Here is a 23844-nt window from a genome sequence, read left to right as displayed (position 1 = left end):
GCCCCCTTCAAGTTTGCTTGCGTCGCTGGTCGATCGCGCCGAGATCAGACGGCGAGCTTGACCATGTCCGCCTGCGGACCCTTCTGGCCCTGCGAGATCTCGAACTCGACTCGCTGACCTTCTTCAAGGGTGCGGTAACCGTCCATCTGGATCGCGCTGTAGTGGACGAAAACATCCGCACCACCGTCGACCGCGATGAAGCCGTACCCCTTCTCCGCGTTGAACCACTTGACGGTGCCCTGAGCCATGCCTAACTCCCCTATTACTGGCCCTTGCACGGGACCACACTTCGCGGACCCGGGTCAGACCTGCACCCTCCGACAGGAGAGGGTGTGCGCCGGAACGCGTCGACCGCGGCTGAATGTATCTGCCCAACTGCCCTCTGCAACAGGTCAATCGGACGAGAATTCCGGGCACGCGCGGGGAGCGGAATGCCATTTATTCTGCATTCCGGGGCAAGTCGGGCCGGGCAAAGCGCACTTACTGCGCAAAGGGCTCTCACACTTTGACCCCATGTTGTCGCGTTCTCATATGCACTTGGCACTCGAAGCGAAGGGGCTTCCCCAACTGTACCCCGCTCAACCATGTTGAATTGCCCCCTCCGCTTCTCGTGCGGAGGGGGCAACTCAGGGGCAACTCAAGAGCAACTCCGAGTACGACTCGGGTTCAGCGCGGGGCCGTTCGGCCGCCCGCGGGAGGGGCGCTCGGTCTCCCTCCGGGGAGGCCGTTCAGCCGCCCGCGACCGCCGGGATGATCGAGACGCCGGCGCCCTCGGGCGTGGCGGTCTCCAGGCCCTGCTCGAAGCGCACGTCGTCGTCGTTGACGTACACGTTGACGAAGCGGCGCAGCTTGCCCTGGTCGTCCAGGACGCGCGCGGCGATGCCCGTGTGGTTCTTCTCCAGGTCGGCGAGGACCTCGGCGAGAGTGGCACCCTCGGCGGCGACCTCGGCCTTGCCGCCGGTGTAGGTGCGCAGGATCGTGGGGATGCGGACGTTCACGCTCATGGTTCGGTACTCCTAGTCGATCAGCAGCAGTGGCTCAGTGGGCGAGGCCCGCGTCGCGGAAGGCGTCCAGGCTCGGGCGGATGGTCGCGGTCGCCTGGGACGTGGCGGCCACCGCGTCCAGCGTCTTGAGCCCGTCACCGGTGTTGAGCACGACCGTGGTGAGCGACGGGTCGAGAAGACCGGCCTCGATGAGCTTCCTGGTGACGCCGACCGTCACACCGCCCGCGGTCTCCGCGAAGATGCCCTCGGTGCGGGCGAGCAGCTTGATGGCGTCGACGATCTGCTCGTCGTTCACGTCCTCCACCGCACCACCGGTGCGGCGCGCGATGTCCAGGACGTACGGGCCGTCCGCCGGGTTGCCGATGGCGAGCGACTTGGCGATGGTGTCCGGCTTCTGCGGGCGCACGACGTCGTGACCGGCCTTGAAGGCGGTCGACACCGGGGAGCAGCCCTCGGCCTGGGCGCCGAAGATCTTGTACGGCTTGTCCTCGACCAGGCCGAGCTTGATCAGCTCCTGGAGGCCCTTGTCGATCTTGGTGAGCTGGGAGCCGGAGGCGATCGGGATGACCAGCTGGTCCGGCAGCTGCCAGCCGAGCTGCTCGCAGATCTCGTACGCCAGCGTCTTGGACCCCTCGCCGTAGTACGGGCGCAGGTTGACGTTGACGAAGCCCCAGCCCTCGCCGAGCGGGTCGCCGATGAGCTCGGAGCAGAAGCGGTTCACGTCGTCGTAGTTGCCCTCGATGCCGACGAGCTCGCCGCCGTACACCGCGGCCATGACGACCTTGCCCTGCTCCAGGTCGTGCGGGATGAACACGCAGGAGCGGAAGCCAGCCCGCGCGGCCGCGGCGCCGACCGCGCCGGCCAGGTTGCCGGTGGAGGAGCAGGAGAGCGTGGTGAAGCCGAAGGCGCGGGCGGCCTCCAGGGCCTGCGCGACGACGCGGTCCTTGAAGGAGTGCGTCGGGTTGCCGGAGTCGTCCTTGACGAACAGCTTGCCGGGCTCGACGCCCAGCTCGCGGGCCAGGTTCTCGGCCTTGACGAGCTTGGTGAAGCCGGGGTTCAGGTTCGGCTTGTCGGCGACGTCCGCGGGGACGGGCAGCAGCGGGGCGTAACGCCAGATGTTCTCGGGGCCCGACTCGATCTTCTTGCGCAGCGCCTCGGGGTCGCCGAGCGGCAGGTCATAAGCCACTTCGAGCGGTCCGAAACACAGTTCACAGGCGAAAATCGGCCCGAGTTCGAAACGCTGGCCGCACTCACGGCAGGAAAGGCCGGATGCCGGACCGAGGTCGACGGCGGTGCGGGATTCAACAGTCTGAGCAGACATGGAGGGGAGGCCCTTTCTCCTCATCTTCCTCATGACGAACTTCGCCATGAGACGGATTTGGCACCTTCCCTAGCCGGTGGCCCCGTGTCTTGATCGAAACGATCGACGAGAACCGACTGGAGGGTTGCCGGGGCTTCAACGGGCCGTATCCCTCTGCCCCTCTGGATGAGCGGTATTCGATTGTCAGCGTGACGACGACCCCCGACATGCGACGGTCATCCGCGTTGTTCAAGACTGTAACCGAAGCCCTGGACGGTTGAGATAGTCGTCCGAACCGCGAGATGGATCACACAAGGAGGCCAGGAGCCGTGCTGGAAGAGGTGGAACGCTGGCTGAGCAGGCGTTCCTGGTCCGCGGCCGAGCGACCGATCGACCGCATCCTGGCCGCGAAACACCGCACGGGGACCACCGTCAGTGTCGTGCTGCCCGCCCTGGACGAGGAGGGCACGGTCGGTGACATCGTGGCCGCGATCCGGCGCGAGCTGATGACGGAGGCCGTGCCGCTGGTCGACGAGCTGGTGGTCGTCGACTCCGGCTCCACCGACCGTACGGCCGCGGTCGCCGCCGGGGCCGGCGCCCGGGTCGTGCACCGCGACGCGATCCTGCCGCGGGTCCCGGCCCTGCCGGGCAAGGGCGAGGTGCTGTGGCGCTCGCTGCTCGTGACCAGCGGCGACATCGTGTGCTTCATCGACGCCGACCTGAAGGACTTCGACGCCGGGTTCGTCTCCGGCATCGTCGGGCCGCTCCTGACCGACCCGGACGTGGCGTTCGTCAAGGCGATGTACGACCGGCCCTTCGGTGAGACCGCCGGTCAGGGCGGCCGGGTCACCGAGCTGGTGGCGCGTCCGCTGCTCAATCTGCACTGGCCCCAACTGGCGGGAATGGTACAGCCGTTGGGCGGCGAGTACGCGGCCCGGCGCTCGCTCCTGGAGCGGCTGCCCTTCCCCGTCGGGTACGGGGTGGAGCTCGCGCTGCTGGTGGACGCGCTGCACACCGTGGGCCTGGACGCGCTGGCCCAGGTCGACGTGGGCGTACGCAAACACCGCCACCAGGACGGGCAGGCGCTCGGCCGGATGGCCGCCGCGATCTACCGCACCGCGCAGCTGCGGCTGTCGCGGGGGCATCTCGTACGGCCCGAGCTGACCCAGTTCGAGCGGGGCGAGCACGGCTTCGTGCCGCGGACGTACGCGGTGGACACCGAGGAGCGGCCGCCGATGCGGGAGATCGAGGAGTACGCGGTGCACCGGGCCGCCTAGCGTCCGGGCCCGGCTCCCGAGAAGATCCGGGCCCAGCCTGCAAGAAGATCCGGGCCCGGCTTTAGAGAAGGGCGGTGGCCGGTTTCCGCCCATGGGGGTGGGCGTACGGGTGTTTGAGGTATTGCGGGGCGGGCTAGGTTCCGCAACATGGTCACCGCGCATGAAACCCCCCGGGCTCAGGTCCTCGTCGCCTCCAACCGAGGCCCCGTCTCCTACACGCTGAAGGACGACGGGTCCCTCGAACCCAAGCGGGGCGGGGGCGGGCTCGTCTCCGGGCTGAGCGCGATCGGCTCCGACGTCGACTCGGTGTGGGTGTGCGCGGCGCTCGGCGAGGACGACCGCGAGGCCGTGCGGCAGGGCGTGGGCGAGCAGGGTGTCCGGATGCTGGACATCGATCCCGAGGTGTTCGCCGACGCCTACAACGGCATCGCGAACTCGGTGCTGTGGTTCGTCCAGCACATGCTGTACCAGATCCCCCTGGAACCGGTCTTCGACGCGGAGTTCCGCCGACAGTGGGCGTCGTACGAGGCGTACAACCGGTCCTTCGCCGAGGCGCTGGCGGCCGAGGCGGCGGACGGGGCCCGAGTCCTGGTGCAGGACTACCACCTGGCACTGGTGCCGGGCATGCTCCGCGAACTCCGCCCCGACCTGCGCATCGGGCACTTCTCGCACACGCCGTGGGCGCCGGTGGACTACTTCCGGATGCTGCCCGACGACATCGCCGAGCAGTTGCTCCGCGGGATGCTGGGCGCCGACCGGCTCGGGTTCCTCACCCGGCGGTGGGCGTCGGCGTTCCTGGATTCGGTGGCGGGGGTGCTGCCCGTGACGGCGGGCGAGGTGCACGGGCGCGACGAGGAGGGGCGCCGCTTCTTCCGGCACGGGGCGGCCGGCGGGTCCGGCGGGTCCGGCGGGCAGGGGCGCGAGACGGAGATCGCCGTGCACTCGCTCGGCGCGGACGGCGACTTCCTGCGGAAGCGGTCGCACGAGGCCGATGTCGAGGAGCGGATGGCGGCGCTGCGCGAGCAGATCGGGGCCGGCCGCAAGACGATCGTGCGGGTCGACCGCACGGAGCTGTCCAAGAACATCGTGCGGGGGCTGCTCGCCTACCGGCACCTGCTCGACACGCATCCCGAGTGGCGCGAGCGGGTCGTGCACGTCGCGTTCGCGTATCCCTCGCGGCAGGACCTGGCGGTGTACCGGGACTACACGGCGGAGGTCGCCCGGGTCGCCGAGGAGATCAACTCCCTTTACGGGACGCCTGGTTGGACCCCGGTCGTACTCCACGTCCAAGACGACTTCGCCCGCTCCCTCGCGGCGTACCGGCTCGCGGACGTCGCCCTCGTGAACCCCGTCCGCGACGGCATGAACCTCGTCGCGAAGGAGGTCCCGGTGGTGTCCGACGCGGGGTGCGTGCTCGTGCTGTCGCGGGAGGCGGGGGCGTGGGCGGAGCTGGCGGACGACGCGGTGGTCGTGAACCCGTACGACGTGACGGGGACGGCATCGGCGTTGCACGCGGCCTTGTCCGTGCCGGACGGCGAGCGGGCCGAGCGGACCAAGCGACTGGCCGCGGCGGGTACGGCGCTGCCGCCCCGGCGCTGGTTCCTGGACCAGCTGGAGGCGCTGGGGGGCTAGACCCCCGGGGCTCTCGCCCCGGACCCCGTGCGGGGCCCGGGGCGGACTCGAAGGTCCGGCGGAGCCGCGGCCCCTTCCCCGGGGCTACAGGCGCGTGGCCAGGGCCCTCAGGAAGGCCGTCACCGACTCGGGGCCGCTCAGGGTCAGGTCGGCTCGTTCGGCCAGGTCGGAGATCACCGTGTCCGCCGCCACCAACAGGCCGGGCATGCCGTCCGAGCGGAGTTTCTCGACGGCTGCGAACGCGGGCAGATCACCCAGGTCGTCGCCCGCGTACAGCACGGATTCGGCGCCCACCTCGCGCAGGTACGCCGCGAGCGCCACCCCCTTGTCCATGCCGGGGGGCCTCAACTCCAGGACCATGCGGCCGGGTTCGAGGACGAGGCCGTGTCGGGTGGCCAGCTCCGCGAGAGGCTCGCGCAGGGCTTCGAAAGCGGCCTGGGGGTCGCGGGCCCGGCGGGTGTGGACGGCCACGGCCTGCCCCTTCTCCTCCACCCACGTACCACGCCAGGCCCCGTGCGACTCCAGGAACCCGGGGAGTTCCGCACGGGCGGCGGCCACGCCGGGGTGGGGTGCGGGGGTGTGGACGGTACCGGTGACCGCGTCCCAGCGCTCGGCGCCGTAGTGGCCGAGGACCACGAGGTGCTCCAGGCCGGGTACGCCGGCGAAGCCGCCGTAGCGGACGGCCACTCCGGCGGGACGGCCGGTGATCACGGCCACGGATGCCACGTGCGGGGCGAGCGCGGCGAGCGCGGGTACGGCGTCGGGGTGGGCCCGGGCCTGCTCGGGGTCGGCGACGATCTCGGCGAGCGTGCCGTCGAAGTCGATGGCCACGACGGCCTTCTTCGGCTGCGCGAGGATCGCCGCGAGGCCGTCGCGGCCGGACGGGGTGGCGGGGGTCGGCAGGGGTTCCGGTTGGCTTCCCATGCGGTTGACCCTATCGGGGAGCGGGCGGGTGGGGGCGGGCGCGTGTGGCGCGGGGTCCGTTGTGCTCGGGCCCCGTTCTGCTCCCGGCCTCGCTGATCAGCGCCGACCGCGTTGTTCGTCGCGGATGCGGCGGAGTCGGTTGACCGTGACGGGGTCGTGAGCGAGGGCGCGGGTGTCGTTGAGGAGGGCGTTGAGGAGCTGGTAGTAGCGGGTGGGCGAGACCCCGAGCTCCTCCCGGATGGCCCGTTCCTTGGCGCCGGGGGTGGGCCAGGGGTGCGCTTCCATGCGGAGGACGGCGCGGGCGCGGGCGTCCAGGTCGTCGTCTGCCATGCCGCCCACGGTAGCCGCCCCGGCCGTCCGTCCGGGCTCCGCCGCGGGCCCCGGAGGCGCGGGTGACTGGGGCTCCGCCGCGGGCCCCGGAGGCGCGGGTGACTGGGGCTCGGCCCCGGACCCCGGGGGCGGACGTGGCTGGGGCTCCGCCCCGGACCCCGGGGGCGCGGCCCCGTTTGCGTCCTTCGTGCTTCGTCCGCGGGCCGTGCGGGGCTGGTCGCGCAGTTCCCCGCGCCCCTGAAACCCGTTTACGTCCTCGCACCGTGGGTGGTTGCTCGCGCAGTTCCCCGCGCCCCCAAAGGCCCCTGTCGGCTGCGGGCCGCGGTCGCTCCGCGCGCAGTTCCCCGCGCCCCTGAAACCCGTTTACGTCCTCGCACCGTGGGTGGTTGCTCGCGCAGTTCCCCGCGCCCCCAAAGACCTCTGTCGGCTGCGGGCCGCGGTCGCTCCGCGCGCAGTTCCCCGCGCCCCTAACCCCGATTTCGTCCTCGCACCGTGGGTGGTTGCTCGCGCAGTTCCCCGCGCCCCCAAAAATCCGACGTCGGCCTCGCGCCGTGGTCGCTTCTCGCGCAGTTCCTCGCGCCCCTGAAACCCGTTTACGTCCTCGGGCCGTGGGTGGTTGTTCGCGCAGTTCCCCGCGCCCCCAAAGGCCCCTGTCGGCTGCGGGCCACGGTCGCTCCTCGCGCAGTTCCCCGCGCCCCTGAAGGATTCGGTGCTGGCCAGCGCAGGCACCTTCAGCCCGTCCGGCGATTGAGGACGAGCGCCGTTCAGGCGCGAACGGGGGTGCAGGGGGCAGAGCCCCCGCCCGGGGTCTGGGGCGCAGCCCCAGGGGCCGGAACCCATCCAACCCGCCGCACGGGCGGGCGGGCGGGCAAACCCCCCGGGGTCTGGGGCGCAGCCCCAGGGAGCCGGAACCAACCAACCCCGGGCCACGGGCGGGCGGGAGGGCAAACCCCCCGGGGTTCGGGGCGGGGCCCCGAGGAACCCAGGGTTATTCGGCGTTCTCCGCGTCCATCGCCACCTTCGCGATGTCCTGCAGCACCGCCTTCGGCGACCCCCCGGGCGCCACAGCCGTACCGATCTTCTTCTTCACCGTCTCGCTCACCTTCGGCCACGACGTCTTGCCCACCGGCGGCAGCTCGGAGGTCGGCAGCGCGGCCAGGAACGGCTTCAGCTCCTTGTGCTTGGAGTCCGCCGCCATCGCCGAGGACGCCGACACCGTGGACGGCAGCAGGTCGTACTGGTCGGCGAACTTGAGCACGTTGTCGTCGGAGAACGCGAAGTCCAGGAACTTGCCGATCTGCGCCCGGTGCCCGCTCTGCTTGAAGCCCATGATCCAGTCGGCCACACCCATCGCCGCCTTGGCCTGGCCGTTGGGGCCGGGCAGCGGGACCATGCCGAACTTGATGCCCTTCTTCTTCGCCTGCTCCATCAGCGAGGGGTGGCCGTTCAGCATGCCGACATCCCCCTTCGCGAACGCGTCGAACGCGGCCTGCCGGTTCAGCTTGGCGGGGGCGACCGGTCCGGTCAGCTCGGGCTCGACCAGGTTGGTCTTCAGCCAGTCGAAGGTCTGGATGTTCTCGGGCGAGTCGATGTCGTAGCCGTCGACGGTGTTGGTGTAGCCGCCGTTGCCGCTGAGCATCCACATCATGGTCTCGGCCTGCGCCTCCTCGCTGCCGAGCGGCAGCGCGAAGGGGGTCTTCACCCCCTTGGCCTTGAGCGCCTTGGCGTCGGACGCGATCTCGGCCCAGGTGGTGGGCGGCTTGATGTGTGCCTGCTCGAAGAGCGTCTGGTTGTAGAAGAGCAGACGCGTGGAGGCCACGAACGGCATGCCGTACTGGACGCGCTTGACGTTGCCGGCGTCCGCGAGCGGGGCGAGGAAGTTGGCCTCGACGGGGATGGAGAGCAGCTGGTCGACGCTGTAGAGCTTGCCGCTCGCCGCGTAGTCGGAGTACGCGCCGATCTGCGCGACGTCGGGGGCGTTGCCCGCCTTCACCATCTCGGCGACCTTGGCGTCGACCACGTCCCAGGAGAAGATCTGGACGTCGACCTTGATGTTCGGGTTCTTCTTCTCGAAGTCGGCCACCACGTTGTGCCAGTACGTCTTCGTGGTGTTGCCGCCGGCTATGTCGTAGTCGGCGGCCACCAGCTTGAGGGTGACGTCACCGGACCCGCTCTGCCCGCCACACCCCGAGAGCACTGCCGTCATACCGAATGCGGCAACCGCCGCGGTCAAGCCCAAGAAGCGCCTGCGCACGCGCTATCCCACCCTCGTTGTGATCCTGACGGATCCAGTCGGTCCCCCGTGACGTCCTGTATCGAGCTGCGATTTTCCCTCATACGGGGGAATGAGGTCTACACCAGTCGCATATCGCTTCCGCAACGCCCGGAGCAAGAGTACATTGGGAAACTTTCAGCGCAGAAAGCGCTTTCCCCTTCTTCCGGCGAGTGGACTAGACCTTTAGTGGGTGTTGGCGCGAGACTGTCCTCCGTGAGACACGTCATCGCCCTGGATGTGGGCGGCACCGGGATGAAAGCCGCCCTGGTCGGGGCGGACACCGCGCTGTCCGGGGGCACCGACCCCGGACCCCCCAAACTGCTCCACGAGGCGCGCAGGCCCACCGGCAGAGAGCGCGGGCCCGAAGCCGTGGTCGAGTCGATCCTCGCCTTCGCCGAGGACCTGCTGGCGTACGGGGAGGAGCACCTCGGCGAGAGCGCGGTCGCGGCCGGTGTCGCCGTGCCCGGCATCGTCGACGCCGAGAACGGGATCGCCGCGTACGCCGCGAACCTGGGCTGGCGGGACGTGCCGATGCGGCGGCTGCTCAGCGAGCGGCTGCACGGGGTGCCGGTCGCGCTCGGCCACGACGTGCGCACCGGTGGCCTGGCCGAGGGCCGCGTCGGCGCGGGCCGGGGCGCGGACCGGTTCCTGTTCGTGCCGCTCGGCACCGGGATCGCGGGTGCCATCGGCATCGACGGCCGGGTCGAGCCGGGCGCGCACGGCTTCGCCGGGGAGATCGGCCACATCGTCGTACGCCCCGGCGGAGTCGCCTGCCCGTGCGGCCAGCGGGGCTGTCTGGAGCGCCTCGCCTCGGCCTCCGCGGTGACGCTGGCCTGGGCCGAAGCCAGCGGCGACCCGGACGCGGACGCCGCCGACTGTGCCAAGGCCGTCGAATCGGGCGATCCCCGCGCGCTCGCCGTGTGGCGCAACGCGGTCGAGGCTCTCGCCGACGGCCTCGTCACCGCGCTCACCCTGCTCGATCCCCGCATGCTGATCATCGGTGGCGGACTCGCCGAAGCCGGGGAAACCTTGTTCGTACCGCTCCGGGCCGCCGTGGAGGAGCGGGTGACGTTCCAGAAACTGCCCGAGATCGTCCCCGCGGCCCTCGGGGACACCGCCGGGTGCCTGGGCGCGGGCCTCCTCGCCTGGGACCTGGTGGCCGAAACCGCCAGGGCCGCAGGCTCCGGCGGACCGAGCGCCGACCCGGACCACGACACCGCCCCCGGCACCGACGCCGCGCCGCACACCGCCCCCTCCCTCTCCCCCTCCCCCGGCTCCGACTCCGCCCCCGACTCCAGTGAGGTAACCGCCTGATGGCCGCATCGAAAGTTCTCTCCGGCGCCCGCGTCGTCCTCCCGACCGGGGTCGTCGAGAACGGACGCGTGATCGTCGACGGCACGGCCATCGCAGGAGCCGCCCCGGCCGATGCGGCCCCGCTCGACCTGACGGGCCACTGGATCGTTCCCGGCTTCGTCGACATGCACAACCACGGCGGCGGCGGCGCCTCCTTCACCAACGGCACGGTCGAGGACGTCCTCAAGGGCGTCCACACCCACCGCCTGCACGGCTCGACCACCGTGGTCGCCTCCACGGTGACCGGCGAGATGGACGTCCTCGCGCAGCGCGCCGGACTGCTCTCCGAGCTGGTCGAGCAGGGCGACCTGGCCGGCATCCACTTCGAGGGCCCGTTCATCTCGCCCTGCCGCAAGGGCGCGCACAGCGAGAGCCTGCTGCGGCACCCGGACCCGGCCGAGGTCCGCAAGCTGATGGACGCCGCGCGCGGCACCGCGAAGATGTTCACGCTCGCCACCGAACTGCCCGGCGGACTCGACTCCGTGCGGCTGCTCGCCGAGCACGGCGTCATCGCGGCGATCGGCCACACCGATGCCTCGTACGAGCAGACCGTCGAGGCGATCGACGCGGGCGCCACCGTCGCGACCCACCTCTTCAACGCCATGCCCCCGCTCGGCCACCGCGAGCCCGGCCCGATCGCGGCCCTCCTGGAGGACGACCGGATCACCGTCGAGCTCATCAACGACGGCACGCACCTGCACCCCGCGGCCCTCGAACTCGCCTTCCACCACAAGGGCGCGGACCGCGTCGCGTTCATCACCGACGCGATGGACGCGGCCGGGTTCGGCGACGGCCTCTACCACCTGGGCCCGCTGGAGGTCGAGGTCAAGGAGGGCGTGGCCCGGCTGGTGGAAGGCGGCTCGATCGCGGGCTCCACGCTCACCCTGGACCGTGCGTTCAAGCGCTCGGTGACGATCGACGGCATCTCGGTCGAGGACACCGTACGGGCGCTGTCGGCCAACCCGGCCCGGCTGCTCGGCCTCGACGACAAGGTCGGCTCGCTGGAGCCCGGCAAGGACGCCGACCTGGTGGTCCTGGACGCCGACTTCACCGTCAAGGGCGTGCTGCACAAGGGGAGTTGGGTCGTCGAGCCCGAGCTCGGCTGAGCCCACGCACCGCGTCTTTCGCATGGTGGCCGGTCCGGGGTCTGGGCCTGCCGCCGTCCGTTTGACATGATCACCGGGTGATTCTGACCGTCACGCTGAACACCGCACTGGACATCACCTACCGCGTCCCCGCCCTCGTACCGCACGCGAGCCATCGCGTCGACGAGGTCACGGAGCGCCCCGGCGGCAAGGGCCTCAACGTCGCCCGGGTGCTCGCCGCGCTCGGGCACGAGGCGGTCGTCACGGGATTCGTGGGCGGCCCGAGCGGCGAGGTGCTGCGCGCGCTGCTCGCGAAGGACGCGCCCGTCGACGAGCTCGTCCCCGTGGCGGGCGCCACCCGGCGGACCATCGCCGTGGTGGACGCGGCGACCGGCGACACCACCCAGCTCAACGAGCCGGGACCGCTCGTCTCGCCCGCCGAGTGGGAGGCCTTCCTCGTCACGTACGAACGGCTGCTCGCGGGCGCGGACGCCGTGGCCCTGTGCGGGAGCCTGCCGCCGGGCCTGCCCGTCGGGGCGTACGCGCAGCTGGTGCGCCAGGCCCGGGGCGCGAAGGTGCCCGTGCTCCTGGACACCAGCGGCGAAGCACTGCGGCGCGGGATCGCGGCCCGGCCCGATCTGGTCAAGCCCAACGCCGACGAGCTGGCGCAGCTGACCGGTTCGCGCGAGCCGCTGCGGGCGGCGCGGGACGCGCGCCGGCGCGGGGCGCACACGGTGGTCGCCTCGCTCGGCGCCGAGGGTCTGCTCGCCGTCTCCCCCGACGGCCTCTGGCAGGCGGCGCCGCCTGCCGTGGTGCGCGGCAATCCGACGGGCGCGGGCGATTCGGCGGTGGCCGGTCTGCTGTCGGGGCTCGTCGAGGGCCTGGACTGGCCTGGGCGCCTGACGCGGGCGGTGGCCCTGTCCGCGGCGACCGTGGCGGCGCCCACGGCGGGGGAGTTCGACCGCGTGACGTACGAGAAAACGCTCGGCTCGGTGCGCGTGAGCGAGCACGCGCCCTGAGCCGAGCGTTCCAGCAGAGCTGACGATCCGTCAGCCGGCGGTCAGCCAGAGCTGATCGAGGTTGGCGTTGCACTGGTTGCCCTGCTCGCAGGACAGCTTGATCTCGTTCTCGCCCTTGCCGAGCTGCACCAGGGCGAACGTGGTCTGCCACCCCTTGGCCCAGTCCCCCGCGGGGGACTGGGCGAAGTTCTTCATGTTCATCGGGCGCGACTCGGCCTTGCCGTTGAGCGTTATCGTCGCGTTCGCGTCCGTGCCGGGCACGCCGAAGCGCAGGTTCAGCTTGTACGAGCCGGCCTTGGGGACCTTGGCCTTCCAGGTGACGGAGGCGCCCACGTTGTTGAAGTTGCCGACGAACGCGCCGCCCGTCCCCTTGGCGCCCGGCACATTGGTGCCGACCTGCGCGGAGCCGCCGAGCGTGAGCGTCGCCGCGTCGCCCTTGGGCAGTTCCGTCGAGCCGGAGGGCGTGGACGACGGGTCGCCGCTCGGCGTGGACGAGGCCTGACCGGACGCCGAATTGCCCGGATTGGCCGTGTTGTCCTTCTTGTCCGTGTCACCGCTGTTGCTGGCCAGCGCCACCGCGATGCCGATCACGACGGCCGCGACCACCGCGACCGCTCCGATCAGCAGGCCCTTGGTGTTGGGGCCGCGGCCGCCACCGCCGTTCTGCTGCGGGGGCGGACCCTGGCGCGGCGGGCCGCCGGGGTAGGTCTCGGGCGCCGCGTACTGCGCGGTCGGCTGCCCGTACTGCTGCTGCGTCTGCCCCTGCTGGGGCGGGCCCTGGTACTGCGGGGGGCCCTGGTACTGCTGCTGCGGGATCTGTCCGCCGTACTTGCGCTCACCGACCGTGCGCACCTGGTTGTACGACGTCCTGGGGACTCCGGGCTGCTGCTGCCCCACCGTCGGACCGGGGTAGCCGTAGCCGCCACCATTGCGAGGCGGGTTGGCGCCTGCGGCCTGTCCGTCCTCGTAGAGGTAGCCGAACGGATCGTCGTCCTCGGGGGTGTTCGCGCCGTTGTTGCCGGGCGTCGTCATCCGGGGTCACTCCTCACTGTCCGCCAGCCGTCGCCGACCGGCCGAGCCTACCCCGAACGGACCACTGCCCGATCTGGCCCCGAGCACACACCGCTCGGGCCGGGCCGCGGTCAGCCCGCGCGGCGGTGGACCTTGGAGCGGGAGCGCTTCTCGATGTACATCCGCTGGTCCGCGGAGCGCAGGACCTCCTCCACGGACATCCCGCAGCTGGCCCAGCCGATGCCGAAGCTGGCCCCGACGCGTACCGCCCGGCCGTCGACCCGGATGGGCGGGATGATCGCGTTGCGGAGCCGAACCGCCAGGTCGGCGGCGTCCGCCGCACCGAGCCCGTCGGCCAGGACGACGAATTCGTCACCCCCGAGCCGGGCGACGGTGTCGCCGTCGCGGACCCCGGTGGTGAGGCGCCGGGCGACCTCGATCAGAACGGCGTCGCCGGTGTGGTGGCCGAACCTGTCGTTGATCGACTTGAAGCCGTCGAGGTCGCAGAAGAGGACCGCGAGCCCCTTCGTACCGTCGTCGATCTCACTGTCGGGGGCCACGGTGTGGACGTGGTGGTCGTACGGTCCCCCGCCGGGGACCGCCTCGAAGTCGAAGCCGTCGGCGCGGAAGGCGTGCCCGTGGGCCTCGGACTCGGCCCCGCCCGGCGGCCGGCCGTAGGCCGCGTCCAGGGACTCGGCGGCGGCCGCCGGGCCGACCGAGTGCGGCCGGGGACAGAGCCGGGCCGAGAGCCGCGCGCGCAGCTCGGCGCTGTTGGGCAGGCCGGTGAGGGCGTCGTGCGAGGCGCGGTGGGCGAGCTGGAGCTCGTGCCGCTTGCGGTCCTCGATGTCCTCGACGTGGGTGAGCAGGAAGCGCGGCCCGTCGGCGGTGTCGGCGACCACCGAGTTGCGCAGCGACACCCATACATAGGTGCCGTCGCGCCGCCCGAGCCGCAGTTCGGCCCGGCCCCCCTCGGCCGAGGTGCGCAGGAGCGTCCCTATGTCCTCGGGGTGGACGAGGTCGGCGAAGGAGTAGCGCCGCATGACGGAGGCGGGCCGTCCGAGCAGCCGGCACAGGGCGTCGTTGGTGCGGAGCAGGCGCCCGTGCTGGTCGCCGCCCATCTCGGCGATGGCCATGCCCGAGGGCGCGTACTCGAAGGCCTGCCGGAAGCTTTCCTCGCTTGCGCGCAGCGCCTGCTGTTCGCGCTCCAGACGGACGAGCGCGCGCTGCATGTTTGCGCGCAGCCGGGCGTTGCTGATCGCAATCGCCGCCTGCGACGCATACATCTGGAGGGCTTCCCGCCCCCAGGCGCCGGGCTTGCGGCCGTTGCGGGGTTTGTCGACGGAGATGACGCCGAGGAGTTCCAGGGTCCCGCCCGCGGAGTACATCGGGGCGTAGAGGCGGTCCTGGGGATGCCACTCGTCCTCGAAGCGGGGGTCGGGGCCCTCGGTGTACCACTGCGGAACGTCGTCCTCCAGGAGCACCCAGCCCTCGGTGTGCGGGATGAAGCGCAGGCCGTCCCAGTCCTCGCCCATCGAAAGGCGGCGCTCCCAGGAGGGGCGCGAGCCGACTCGGCCGGTGATCAGGGCTTCGGCGGCGGCGTTGCCCGCGAAGGCGGCGACGACCAGGTCACCGTCGGGGCGTACGAGATTGACACAGGCCAGCTCGTAGCCGAGCCCGGCGATGACGCCGTCCGCTACGGTCTGCAGCGTGTCCGCGAGGCTGCGGGCCGTGTTGAGCTCCCCGACCACCTGGTGCAGCTGCCGCAGGGTCGCAAGACGGACGTAGGGCTCCGACTCGGTCTCCATTGCTCGCTCTCCCCGAGACCTCGACAGCAACTCCTGGCTTCAGATCGGCATTCCTTTGTGCACTGTCCAGCCACTGAATCACAGCGAGCTGTCTAGCCGGTACACAGGGTCAACAAATAGTGCCTTCTGTGACTCAAGTCACAGCAGATGATGGGGTGTTGGCCGTTCTTTCCGTCTTTGCCCCCTACCTTTCCTGAACGCAAACTGAGAACGGGCCGAGCCCGAACGGAGCCTTCGGGCGAAGGCACCCCGGCCGAATCCGCATCGGCCCAGGGACCTAGGTCCCGCCTGGTCCCAGGGCCCGATGCGCCGGACGGTGGCAGGAGACTAGCGTTCCGCTTGTGTTGCAGACACCCCTCACCGCCGCCCTTTCCGCACTTGCTCCGGAAACCCCGCATCCTGTGGGGGTGAGCAATGACGAGTTCCGCGCCGCGATGTCCCGACTGGCCGCAGGCGTCGTCCTGGTGACCGCGCACGACACCGACGACGGACCGCGCGGCGAAGACGTCGGCATGACCGCGACGGCTTTCCTCTCGGTCTCCCTCGACCCGCCCCTCGTCCTCATCTCGCTGCGCAACGGCTCACGGATGGACGACCTCCTCGCCGAACAGCCGCTGTGGGCGGTGTCCCTGCTGTCCGAGAGCCAGCGGCACATCGCGGGCCGGTTCGCGATGAAGGGCCGGATCAGCGACCGCCTGCTGTTCGAGGACATCCCGTACACCCGGGGAGAGACGAGCGGCGCCCCCCTGGTCGGCGGCGCGCTCGCGACCCTGGAGTGCCGCACCGAGCAGCGCGTGGAGGCGGGCGACCACACCCTGGCCATCGGCCGCGTCCTGACGGCGAACCTGCCCAGCGCGGAGGGCGGCCCCCTCACGTACTTCCGGGGGCGGTACCGGCAGTTGGGCTGACCCGGCCGCTGTCCGGGTCCACCGGGCGATCCCCACAGCCGCGGCCAGGCAGGAAGCTCCTCTGAGACTCCCGCGTCAGCCCGGCCGCACGCGCGGCTTCCGACTGCTGGGCCGAGGCGGGGCTCAGGTCGCCGGTCCGGATCGTGGCCTCACGCAACCGACCCCACGGGGGCGGCCGCAGGAACGCGACCCTCAGCAGGCCCTCGCCGAGGTCGAGGGTGATCAGCCCGGTGCGGCCCTCGCGTTCGTACACGACGTAGTCCCATTGCTTCACGTCGCGGCTCCCCCGTCGAGCACGGCAGGGGCGTGCGGGGCCGGCCACCTTCTCGGTGCCGGCCGGGCGAGGAGCCGTTCCTGCCCGACCCGCGCCAGGTCGGCGACCCGGACGGGATCGCACACGTCACCCACGTGTTCCGGCGGCACGGCCCAGTGCGTACGCGGCCCCCGCCGACAGGTGGGGTGCGGAATCGCCAGCCCGGCCCCCCGGCCCAGGCAACGGCTCGCCGGGGCCTGCCAGTTCCGTGCGGTCCGGGTCGGGACCAGCGCGTAGTACAGGCCCGTATCGCGAATGACCGCGCCCTGGAGGTATTCCGCCAGGAACCAGGCCAGAGTCGCGTGCGCGGTGCTGCTGACGGCGGCGTGCACGACCGCGTCGGCGATCCGCACGGCCTCGAACCGGGCCCCGAGCGCGATCACGGGAGCCGCGGCCGGGCTGCGCTCCCACTCCCGAAGCGCCGGTACGGCCTCGGGCATCGGGCCCGCGAGCCATGCGGTGAGCTCCCGTACGTCTGCGGTGCTCATGCTGCGGCGCCGGAGGTTTTGACGGAGCTCTCGCAATCGAAGGAAGCGGCGTACCGGTTCCCGGTCGTGGCAATCTGCTCGGTGAGGCGCCGGTTGAGAGGGTCGGCCGTCCGCACGGTGGTCCCACTGGAGGCGGGGTCGTCGCGGAGCCCGCATTCGCGGGGATGGCCTACGAGTTTCCGCAGGTCGGTGTCCATGCGGCAACGATCCCAACGGGTCAGGCCGGGCGGGATATGACACCCTATGACACGGAGTTGATCATGCGATCGGTGGCGATCACGGGAACACGTGCGACGGGACACCGCCCCCCGGACGAGTACGGCGCGATTTTCTCGGCGTACCTCCGGCCCTTCGCCGACGGGCACTTCTACATCGGCGGCGCCAAAGGCATCGACTCGCTGGCCCTGCTGTGGCTGGCCGGGAACTCGGCAGCCCACCTGACCGTCGTCGTGCCGGGCACCGTGCTCCACCAGCCGACCGAGGCGCAGCAGGCCATCGCCCGGACAAGGGAACGTATCCAGGACGTCGTCGAGCTCGGCGCCGCCGAACTCGACACCCCCGCCTACCACGCGCGGAACCGCTGGATGGTCGACCACGCCTCCATGACCATCGGCTTTCCGCACGCGGATGAGCCGGAGGGCGGCACTTGGCAGACCCTCAACTACACAGCGGAGCAGGGGAAGCCGCGCCTGATTGTGCCCGTGTAGGCCCATTTGGGCGCGGTTCGCGTCACGATGGTCCGATGGACGAGAAGGCGACTGGTGCGGCGACCCTGAAGGCGCTGCGTCTACGCCGCGGACTCTCCCTCGCCGATACCGCACGCATGATGATCTCGATCGCCAAGCGGCTCGGCCGGCCAGGAGGCACTCTCCCGACCGTCGCCGGGCTCCAACGGTCCGTAGCCCGGTGGGAGTCGACGAAGCCGTCGCTCCCCGACACCCACCACCAGCTGCTCCTGGCCCATCTCTACGGCCGCACGCCGACCGGCACGATCGCGTTGGGCGCGGGCTCGGACTTCGCGGAGTTGCTGGATGCCCTCGCGCATCTCGGCGAAGGCGCGACTCGGTTGGCGGAGCTGCGGTCGATGCTGATACGGACAGCCACGGACCAGGGCGGCGGGATGCTGGCCCTGCTGTCGACGGACGTGCAGGCAGGTCTGTCCGCAGCCCTCGCGGATCCGTCGCTTGCCGACGACGAGGTGGTGGCGGGCCTGTCGGCCGTGGTGTCCGACGTGAACGCCCAGGTCGGCGGTCTGCCCTTCGCTCGCCTCCAACTCCTGCTCGCCCCTGCCCTGGAGACCTGTCGGCGACTGACCGCCGACGAGGTGCCGGAAGCCCTTCGCCCCCGGCTGCGAGCCGTTTCCGTAGCCGCGCACACGCTGGCCGGCCGCCTGGCGTTCGAGACCCGGGACGATGTCGCATCCAGGGCCCTGTACGCGGTGGCGACCCGTGAGGCCGGGCTGCTGCCGGATCCGTGGCAACGGGCCACGGTTCACATGAGCCATGCCTTGACCACGCTCTACTCGGCCCAAGGGCTCGACCTGGCGCGCACGTTGGTCGATGCCGCAGTGCGGGACGCGTGTACTGGTGGCAGTGGCGTGGTGCGGGCTCGGGCACACGCCCTCCAGGCGGAAATCGCCGCCCGTGCCGGCGAGCAGCGCCAGGCGCAGGCGGCTTTGGGGCTTGCCTGGTACGACATGGAGGGCGACCACAGGGGGGATCCGGCCGCGTCGAGCTTCAGCCCTGGACATCTGCGCGGCTTCGAAGGTGTCTGCGAGCTGTATGCCGGAGACGCGGCCAGGGCGCACGAACGGTTCGTCTCGGCGGCAGGCGCGTTGACGACACCTCGGGAGCGGGTGCAGCGGGCGATCACGGCGACAGATCAGGCACTGGCCCGGATCCGCATGGACGATCCCCGGGCAGCGGCGGATCTCTTGCACGAGTGCGTGCTGGCCATAGCGACCACAGGCGGACGAGTCCCCGCGATTCGGCTGCGCCGGGCCCGGCGTGAGCTGCGGCCGTGGCGGCGCGAGCACTGGGCCGTCGACCTCGACGATCACCTGATGGACGTGCTGGGGTCGTGACGGAGCGGCCCCATGGGTAGAACCCGGCGGCGGCCTTTCCATGACCCGTACACCTGCGACTGGTGGCTCCGCATGCCCGGCTCCCGCGATCGGCACCCAAGGCCGAACCCGCCACCGGCCACGGCCCGGGCCCGGCATCGCCCAGGGAACGGGCGCGGCACCGGCGCCCGCGCCCGGCGACTACCAGTCGCGCCCCGAGCGGCCCTTCTTCGTCTGGGCGCGCGCCTTCTTCTCGCGCAGGCGGCGCTCGTTGATGCCGCGCGGGATCTTCGTGGCCCGGCGCGGCTTGGGCGGTGGGGCGGTCGCCTCGGCGAGCAGCGAGGCGAGGCGCACGGCGGCGGTCTCCCGGTTGCGCCACTGCGAGCGGTGCTCGGACGCGCGTACGGAGACGACGCCGCCCACGAGACGGCTCGCGAGCCGCTCCAGGGCCCGGGCCTTCCAGACCTCCGGCAGCGCCTCGGTCTTCGCGAGGTCGAAGCGGAGCTCCACCTGCGAGTCGCTGGTGTTGACGTGCTGGCCGCCGGGCCCTGACGACCTGGAGAAACGCCAGATCAGCTCGGCCTCCGGGAGGGAGACGGAGCCGCGGATGAAATAGGGCCCGGACATGACATCCATGGTGCCGGGTGCACGGCACCGCGTCACGCGCTTTTACCCGCCGGCGGCCCTCCGATCGCCCCGAGACGGCACTGGGACGGGCCCCGCGACGGCCCCTTCACGACCCCTTGACGGCCGCTTGGCAAAGAAAGCAAAGCGGGATGGAACCTCTCGGTCCCCTGCCGACGTTATGGGAGATGACGGTAGCTTCGGGACGGCTCGAAGCCCGCACACCACGATGAAGGGGACATCCCATGGCTGTAAGCCTGTCCAAGGGCGGCAACGTCTCGCTCACCAAGGAGGCCCCGGGCCTGACCGCCGTCACGGTCGGCCTCGGCTGGGACGTCCGTACCACCACCGGAACCGACTTCGACCTCGACGCCTCGGCCATCGCGGTGAACGCGACGGGCAAGGTCTACTCCGACGGCCACTTCGTCTTCTTCAACAACAAGTCGACGCCGGACCAGACCATCGTCCACACCGGTGACAACACCACCGGCCAGGGCGAGGGCGACGACGAGGCGATCAACGTCAACCTGGCAGGCCTGCCCGCCGACGTCGACAAGATCGTCTTCCCGGTCTCCATCTACGACGCCGAGACGCGCTCGCAGAACTTCGGCCAGGTGCGCAACGCGTACATCCGCATCGTGAACCAGGCCGGCGGCGCCGAGATCGCCCGCTACGACCTGAGCGAGGACGCCGCGACCGAGACCGCCATGGTCTTCGGCGAGCTGTACCGCAACGGCGCCGAGTGGAAGTTCCGCGCCGTGGGCCAGGGTTACGCCTCGGGCCTGGTCGGCATCGCGCAGGACTTCGGCGTCAGCGTCTGACGTTCCGGCGGCAGTTGACGCGGAGGTGCCCCCGGCGGGGAAAGCCGGGGGCACCTCCGCGTACGGGGCACCTTCACGTGCGCGGCGCCACCCGTGCCGTGCGGGGGCACCTCCGCGTACGGGTCGACTTCACGTGTGCGGCGGCGACTTCGCCATGCGGGGCACCTCCGCGTGCGGGTCAACTTCGCGTGCTCGGCGGCAACTTCGCCGCAAGAGGCCACCTTTGCCGCGCGGGGCACCTTTTAACCGGCTCGGCATCTTTCACCCGGCTCGGCACGCTTTGCCTGGCGCGAAGCCCCTGCCGGGCGCGGCGCTCGCGGGTGCCCGCCGAGGGGGCCTCCGCGCTCGCGCCGAGCACACGCACCCCCACAGCAACTCCCGCACGCACGGCTTGAATTAGTCGGTCAGCGGACAGCATGGACCTGCTTTCGGACACGATCAGGCCAAATAGTTGTCGCGTCTCTGTCAAGAAGAGGTCATCGCCTGGCAGTCTCCCATTCGCCCCCACGGAACGAGTGAAGGAGACCACCGAGTGCGAACCACTCTGCGTGCCGCCGCTCTTGCTGCATCCGCCGCCATGGTCGTCGTCGGCGTACAAGCCGGCTCCACGGCCGGCGCCACCGACCGCGCCGCCGGTGCCACCGCGCTGGACCTCACCACCACCCAGCGCGCCGACGCCCTGAGCGCGGCGCAGGACGCGGCACCCGCCACCGCCAAGGGCCTCGGGCTCGGCGCCAAGGAAAAGCTCGTCGTCCGCGACGTCATCAAGGACGCCGACGGCACGGTCCACACCCGCTACGAGCGCACCCTCGACGGCCTGCCCGTCCTCGGTGGCGACCTCGTCGTGCACACCGCGAAGGACGGCGCCGTCAAGGGCGTCGACAAGGCGACCGACGCGAAGATATCCGTCGCCACCACCACCTCGCTCAAGGCCGCCCCCACCGGCTCGCGCAAGGTCGTCTGGGCCGCCTCCGGCAAGCCCGTCCTCGCGTACGAGCGCACCGTCACCGGCACCCAGCCGGACGGCACGCCGAGCCGCCGCGACATCGTCACGGACGCCACCACCGGCGCCCAGCTCTACTCCCACGAGGAGATCGAGACCGGCACCGGGACCAGCGAGTACTCCGGCACCGTCACGCTCGGCACCACCAAGAGCGGCTCGACCTACAGCCTCACCGACGCCGCGCGCGGGGGTCACAAGACGTACGACCTGAAGGGCGGCAGCTCCGGCACCGGCACGCTCTTCACGAAGTCCACCGACACCTGGGGCAACGGCTCGCCGTCCAACCGCGAGACCGCCGCCGTCGACGCCCACTACGGTGCGGCCGAGACGTGGGACTTCTACAAGACCGAGCTCGGCCGCAACGGCATCGCGGGCAACGGCAAGGCCGCCTACTCCCGGGTCCACTACGGCAACGCGTACGTCAACGCGTTCTGGGACGACAGCTGCTTCTGCATGACGTACGGCGACGGCCAGGGCAACAACAAGCCGCTCACCGCGCTCGACGTGGCCGGACACGAGATGAGCCACGGCCTGACCGCGGCCACCGCCAAGCTGAACTACAGCGGTGAGTCCGGCGGCCTCAACGAGGCGACCAGCGACATGTTCGGCACCTCGGTCGAGTTCTTCGCCAACAACGCCTCCGACAAGGGCGACTACCTCATCGGCGAGAAGATCGACATCAACGGCAACGGCACCCCGCTGCGCTACATGGACAAGCCCAGCAAGGACGGCGCGTCGGCCGACTACTGGTCGAGCGGCGTCGGCAACAAGGACGTGCACTACTCGTCCGGCCCCGCCAACCACTTCTTCTACCTGCTGTCCGAGGGCAGCGGCGCGAAGACGATCAACGGCGTGAACTACAACTCGCCGACGTACGACGGCTCCAAGGTCACCGGGATCGGCCGGGTCAAGGCGTACAAGATCTGGTACAAGGCGCTCTCCACGTACATGACCTCGACCACCAACTACAAGGCCGCGCGCGCCGCGACCCTGAAGGCGGCGGGCGACCTGTACGGCACGACCAGCACCGAGTACAAGACGGTGGGCGCCGCCTGGACCGCCATCAACGTGAAGTGACGGCCGGCACCGCGTAGTTGACCAACCCACCTGGCTCTACGGGCTGTCGGGCTTCCCGTCCCCGTAGAGCCAGGTGTCCCACACCGTCGACAGGCGGTGGCCCGCTTCGTCGTCCACGAAGCGGGTGAAGTCCTTGGTCGAGGCGTTGCCGTGACGGTGGAGGCGCACCCAGTCCTGCACGAGGGTGCGGAATCGGTCCTCGCCGACCGCCTCGCGGATCTTGTGCACGACCATGGCACCGCGCACGTACACCGGCCGCCCCGACACATCGGCGGCGGTCGGCGGCTTGGCCGGCGGGAAGGCCCAGATGTCGTCGCCGTCGTCCTTGGCGTACTCCTCGTCGAAGATCTGCTGGGCGCTCGGACCGCCGTGGTCCTCGCTCCACAGCCACTCCGTGTACTGCGCGAAGCCCTCGTTGAGCCACATGTCCCGCCAGACGGCCGGGGTGACGGAGTCGCCGAACCACTGGTGGGCCAGCTCGTGCACGAGGGTGCTGGCGTCGAAGTGGTCGAGCGGCAGCACCGGCCGGTTCTGTGTCTCCAAGGCGTAGCCCGAGGCCTTCGCGGGCGCCACGATCACCCCGGTGGACGCGAACGGGTAGGGCCCGAACCGCTTCTCCTCCCAGGCGAGCATGTCCGGCAGCTGGGCGACGACGGCGGCGGTCTGCTTGCGCACCCCGGGGTCGATGGCGCTGTAGATCGGGATGCCGGACCCGGTCGTACCCTTGTCGATCTCGTACGGTCCGATCGCGACGGTCGCCAGATAGGTCGCCATCGGCTCCCTGGTACGCCAACTGAACGTCGCACGGCCCTTGTTGACCGTCCTCGACACCAACTCGCCGTTGGACACGGCCTGGAGGCCGTCGGGCACGGTCACCTTGATGTCGTACGTGGCCTTGTCGCTCGGGTGGTTGTTGGACGGGAACCAGGCCATCGAGCCGGTCGGTTCGCCGAGCGCGAGCACGCGTCCGCCGGACGAGCGCAGCCAGCCCTCCTGGGAGCCGTCGAGGTCCGTGATGGTCTTGGGGCGGCCCGAGTAGCGCACGTACGTCGTGAACGTCTCGCCCTCGGTGAGATCTTGCTCGGGCCGCAGGGTGAGCTCGTCCCCGGCCCGGTTGACGGCGGCCGGCTCGTCGTCGACGGTGGCCGACTCCACGTTCATGCCCGCGAAGTCGAGGTCGAAGGCGCTGAGGTCCTTGACGGCCTTCGCCACGATGGTGGCCCCGGCCGTGAGGCGCCCGCTCGCCGGGTCGTAGTCCAGGTCCAGGCTGTAGTGCTGGACGTCGTAGCCGTCGTTGCCGAGCTTGGGGAAGAGCGCGTCGCGCGTGCCGGACGAGCCCGGGGTGCCGGTCACTCCGCCGGTGCACGAGGTGACGGCGAGGGCGGTGAGCGCCGCGACGGCCGCGAGGCGGGTGCGGCGGGTGCGGTGCGTTCGGCTGCCCGCGAGCCGTGCCGGTCCTGCCCGCCTCTCGGATCCTTTGTCCACGTCTGTGATCCTACGGGCGACACGGCCACCCGCGCCCGGGGGCCGTGT

21 protein-coding genes and 1 riboswitch are annotated in these 23844 nt (G+C 71.0%); of the genes, 10 read left to right on the top strand and 11 right to left on the bottom strand.

What is annotated here, in order from left to right:
- Positions 1-44 precede the first annotated feature (44 nt).
- From IE267_RS31880 to thrC, 3 genes are all read right to left on the bottom strand, one after another.
- A complete protein-coding gene (locus tag IE267_RS31880) occupies positions 45-248 on the bottom strand; it encodes a cold-shock protein (protein ID WP_005315736.1) in 204 nt (67 codons plus the stop codon).
- 480 nt (positions 249-728) lie between these two features.
- Positions 729-1004, bottom strand: a complete 276-nt coding sequence (locus tag IE267_RS31875) for a ubiquitin-like small modifier protein 1 (protein ID WP_100577754.1) — start codon at positions 1002-1004, stop codon at positions 729-731.
- Between the two features lie 34 nt (positions 1005-1038).
- Positions 1039-2349 (bottom strand): threonine synthase, encoded by a 1311-nt coding sequence (thrC, locus tag IE267_RS31870; RefSeq protein ID WP_373300255.1) that lies wholly within the window; start codon positions 2347-2349, stop codon positions 1039-1041.
- Positions 2343-2497: riboswitch (SAM riboswitch) on the bottom strand. Its footprint overlaps the gene before it by 7 nt.
- Before the next feature lie 136 nt (positions 2498-2633).
- On the opposite strand from thrC, the gene IE267_RS31865 reads away from it, so the two are divergent.
- Both IE267_RS31865 and IE267_RS31860 read left to right on the top strand, forming a co-directional pair.
- A complete protein-coding gene (locus tag IE267_RS31865) occupies positions 2634-3581 on the top strand; it encodes a glucosyl-3-phosphoglycerate synthase (RefSeq protein ID WP_189765559.1) in 948 nt (315 codons plus the stop codon).
- A 147-nt stretch (positions 3582-3728) separates the two neighbouring features.
- Entirely contained in the window at positions 3729-5213 is a 1485-nt protein-coding gene (locus IE267_RS31860) for an alpha,alpha-trehalose-phosphate synthase (UDP-forming) (protein WP_189765558.1), read from the top strand.
- Positions 5214-5297: 84 nt separating this feature from the next.
- On the opposite strand, the gene otsB is transcribed toward IE267_RS31860, so the two are convergent.
- The 3 genes from otsB to IE267_RS31845 form a co-directional block, all read right to left on the bottom strand.
- A complete protein-coding gene (gene otsB, locus IE267_RS31855) occupies positions 5298-6137 on the bottom strand; it encodes a trehalose-phosphatase (RefSeq protein WP_189765557.1) in 840 nt (279 codons plus the stop codon).
- A gap of 96 nt (positions 6138-6233) precedes the next feature.
- Positions 6234-6467 carry a DUF3263 domain-containing protein gene (locus IE267_RS31850; RefSeq protein ID WP_189765556.1) on the bottom strand — a complete coding sequence of 78 codons (234 nt, stop codon included), beginning with the start codon at positions 6465-6467 and terminating at the stop codon, positions 6234-6236.
- 988 nt (positions 6468-7455) lie between these two features.
- Positions 7456-8673 (bottom strand): extracellular solute-binding protein, encoded by a 1218-nt coding sequence (locus IE267_RS31845; RefSeq protein ID WP_161252727.1) that lies wholly within the window; start codon positions 8671-8673, stop codon positions 7456-7458.
- 282 nt (positions 8674-8955) lie between these two features.
- On the opposite strand from IE267_RS31845, the gene IE267_RS31840 reads away from it, so the two are divergent.
- The 3 genes from IE267_RS31840 to IE267_RS31830 all read left to right on the top strand — a co-directional run bounded on the left by IE267_RS31840 (position 8956) and on the right by IE267_RS31830 (position 12199).
- Entirely contained in the window at positions 8956-10056 is a 1101-nt protein-coding gene (locus IE267_RS31840; RefSeq protein ID WP_205530609.1) for an ROK family protein, read from the top strand.
- Positions 10056-11201 carry an N-acetylglucosamine-6-phosphate deacetylase gene (gene nagA / locus IE267_RS31835; protein ID WP_167158078.1) on the top strand — a complete coding sequence of 382 codons (1146 nt, stop codon included), beginning with the start codon at positions 10056-10058 and terminating at the stop codon, positions 11199-11201. Before IE267_RS31840 ends, nagA begins: the two co-directional genes overlap by 1 nt.
- A gap of 77 nt (positions 11202-11278) precedes the next feature.
- Positions 11279-12199, top strand: a complete 921-nt coding sequence (locus IE267_RS31830; RefSeq protein ID WP_167158080.1) for a 1-phosphofructokinase family hexose kinase — start codon at positions 11279-11281, stop codon at positions 12197-12199.
- 30 nt (positions 12200-12229) lie between these two features.
- Here the strand turns inward: IE267_RS31830 and IE267_RS31825 are convergent, their stop codons facing one another.
- The gene (locus IE267_RS31825; RefSeq protein ID WP_167158082.1) at positions 12230-13231 is read right to left on the bottom strand and encodes a CBM35 domain-containing protein; all 1002 of its coding nucleotides are present in this window, start codon (positions 13229-13231) and stop codon (positions 12230-12232) included.
- A gap of 110 nt (positions 13232-13341) precedes the next feature.
- Positions 13342-15015 (bottom strand): diguanylate cyclase CdgB, encoded by a 1674-nt coding sequence (cdgB, locus tag IE267_RS31820; protein WP_189765555.1) that lies wholly within the window; start codon positions 15013-15015, stop codon positions 13342-13344.
- Between the two features lie 341 nt (positions 15016-15356).
- Here cdgB and IE267_RS31815 point away from each other — a divergent pair, with 341 nt between their 5' ends.
- Positions 15357-15923, top strand: a complete 567-nt coding sequence (locus IE267_RS31815) for a flavin reductase family protein (protein ID WP_373300256.1) — start codon at positions 15357-15359, stop codon at positions 15921-15923.
- Between the two features lie 270 nt (positions 15924-16193).
- Here IE267_RS31815 and IE267_RS31810 read toward each other — a convergent pair whose 3' ends face one another.
- Positions 16194-16724: a hypothetical protein gene (locus IE267_RS31810; protein ID WP_189765554.1), complete on the bottom strand. Its 531-nt coding sequence runs from the start codon at positions 16722-16724 to the stop codon at positions 16194-16196.
- 260 nt (positions 16725-16984) lie between these two features.
- Between IE267_RS31810 and IE267_RS31800 the strand changes: the two genes are divergently transcribed.
- Both IE267_RS31800 and IE267_RS31795 read left to right on the top strand, forming a co-directional pair.
- A complete protein-coding gene (locus IE267_RS31800) occupies positions 16985-17431 on the top strand; it encodes a hypothetical protein (RefSeq protein WP_189765552.1) in 447 nt (148 codons plus the stop codon).
- A 35-nt stretch (positions 17432-17466) separates the two neighbouring features.
- Entirely contained in the window at positions 17467-18807 is a 1341-nt protein-coding gene (locus IE267_RS31795) for an NsdA family TPR-like regulatory protein (RefSeq protein WP_189765551.1), read from the top strand.
- Between the two features lie 180 nt (positions 18808-18987).
- Here the strand turns inward: IE267_RS31795 and arfB are convergent, their stop codons facing one another.
- The gene (gene arfB, locus IE267_RS31790; protein ID WP_161252702.1) at positions 18988-19422 is read right to left on the bottom strand and encodes an alternative ribosome rescue aminoacyl-tRNA hydrolase ArfB; all 435 of its coding nucleotides are present in this window, start codon (positions 19420-19422) and stop codon (positions 18988-18990) included.
- 233 nt (positions 19423-19655) lie between these two features.
- Here arfB and IE267_RS31785 point away from each other — a divergent pair, with 233 nt between their 5' ends.
- Both IE267_RS31785 and IE267_RS31780 read left to right on the top strand, forming a co-directional pair.
- Positions 19656-20231, top strand: a complete 576-nt coding sequence (locus tag IE267_RS31785; protein WP_161252700.1) for a TerD family protein — start codon at positions 19656-19658, stop codon at positions 20229-20231.
- Positions 20232-20808: 577 nt separating this feature from the next.
- Positions 20809-22311 (top strand): M4 family metallopeptidase, encoded by a 1503-nt coding sequence (locus IE267_RS31780; RefSeq protein ID WP_189765630.1) that lies wholly within the window; start codon positions 20809-20811, stop codon positions 22309-22311.
- A 36-nt stretch (positions 22312-22347) separates the two neighbouring features.
- Here IE267_RS31780 and IE267_RS31775 read toward each other — a convergent pair whose 3' ends face one another.
- Positions 22348-23796: a M1 family metallopeptidase gene (locus tag IE267_RS31775; RefSeq protein ID WP_189765550.1), complete on the bottom strand. Its 1449-nt coding sequence runs from the start codon at positions 23794-23796 to the stop codon at positions 22348-22350.
- Positions 23797-23844 lie beyond the last annotated feature (48 nt).

This window comes from Streptomyces xanthochromogenes (genome assembly GCF_014650455.1).
GTDB lineage: Bacteria > Actinomycetota > Actinomycetes > Streptomycetales > Streptomycetaceae > Streptomyces > Streptomyces xanthochromogenes.
The sequence above is the reverse complement of the archived record's forward strand: the minus strand, read 5'-3'. Positions and strand labels throughout refer to the sequence as shown.

Coding starts and splice junctions, on each gene's coding strand:
- IE267_RS31880 (WP_005315736.1), bottom strand. CDS start 248: ATGGCTCAGGGCACCGTCAAGTGGTTCAACGCGGAGAAGGGGTACGGC.
- IE267_RS31875 (WP_100577754.1), bottom strand. CDS start 1,004: ATGAGCGTGAACGTCCGCATCCCCACGATCCTGCGCACCTACACCGGC.
- thrC (WP_373300255.1), bottom strand. CDS start 2,349: ATGAGGAGAAAGGGCCTCCCCTCCATGTCTGCTCAGACTGTTGAATCC.
- IE267_RS31860 (WP_189765558.1), top strand. CDS start 3,729: ATGGTCACCGCGCATGAAACCCCCCGGGCTCAGGTCCTCGTCGCCTCC.
- otsB (WP_189765557.1), bottom strand. CDS start 6,137: ATGGGAAGCCAACCGGAACCCCTGCCGACCCCCGCCACCCCGTCCGGC.
- IE267_RS31850 (WP_189765556.1), bottom strand. CDS start 6,467: ATGGCAGACGACGACCTGGACGCCCGCGCCCGCGCCGTCCTCCGCATG.
- IE267_RS31845 (WP_161252727.1), bottom strand. CDS start 8,673: ATGACGGCAGTGCTCTCGGGGTGTGGCGGGCAGAGCGGGTCCGGTGAC.
- nagA (WP_167158078.1), top strand. CDS start 10,056: ATGGCCGCATCGAAAGTTCTCTCCGGCGCCCGCGTCGTCCTCCCGACC.
- IE267_RS31825 (WP_167158082.1), bottom strand. CDS start 13,231: ATGACGACGCCCGGCAACAACGGCGCGAACACCCCCGAGGACGACGAT.
- cdgB (WP_189765555.1), bottom strand. CDS start 15,015: ATGGAGACCGAGTCGGAGCCCTACGTCCGTCTTGCGACCCTGCGGCAG.
- IE267_RS31810 (WP_189765554.1), bottom strand. CDS start 16,724: ATGAGCACCGCAGACGTACGGGAGCTCACCGCATGGCTCGCGGGCCCG.
- IE267_RS31800 (WP_189765552.1), top strand. CDS start 16,985: ATGCGATCGGTGGCGATCACGGGAACACGTGCGACGGGACACCGCCCC.
- IE267_RS31795 (WP_189765551.1), top strand. CDS start 17,467: ATGGACGAGAAGGCGACTGGTGCGGCGACCCTGAAGGCGCTGCGTCTA.
- arfB (WP_161252702.1), bottom strand. CDS start 19,422: ATGGATGTCATGTCCGGGCCCTATTTCATCCGCGGCTCCGTCTCCCTC.
- IE267_RS31785 (WP_161252700.1), top strand. CDS start 19,656: ATGGCTGTAAGCCTGTCCAAGGGCGGCAACGTCTCGCTCACCAAGGAG.
- IE267_RS31780 (WP_189765630.1), top strand. CDS start 20,809: ATGGTCGTCGTCGGCGTACAAGCCGGCTCCACGGCCGGCGCCACCGAC.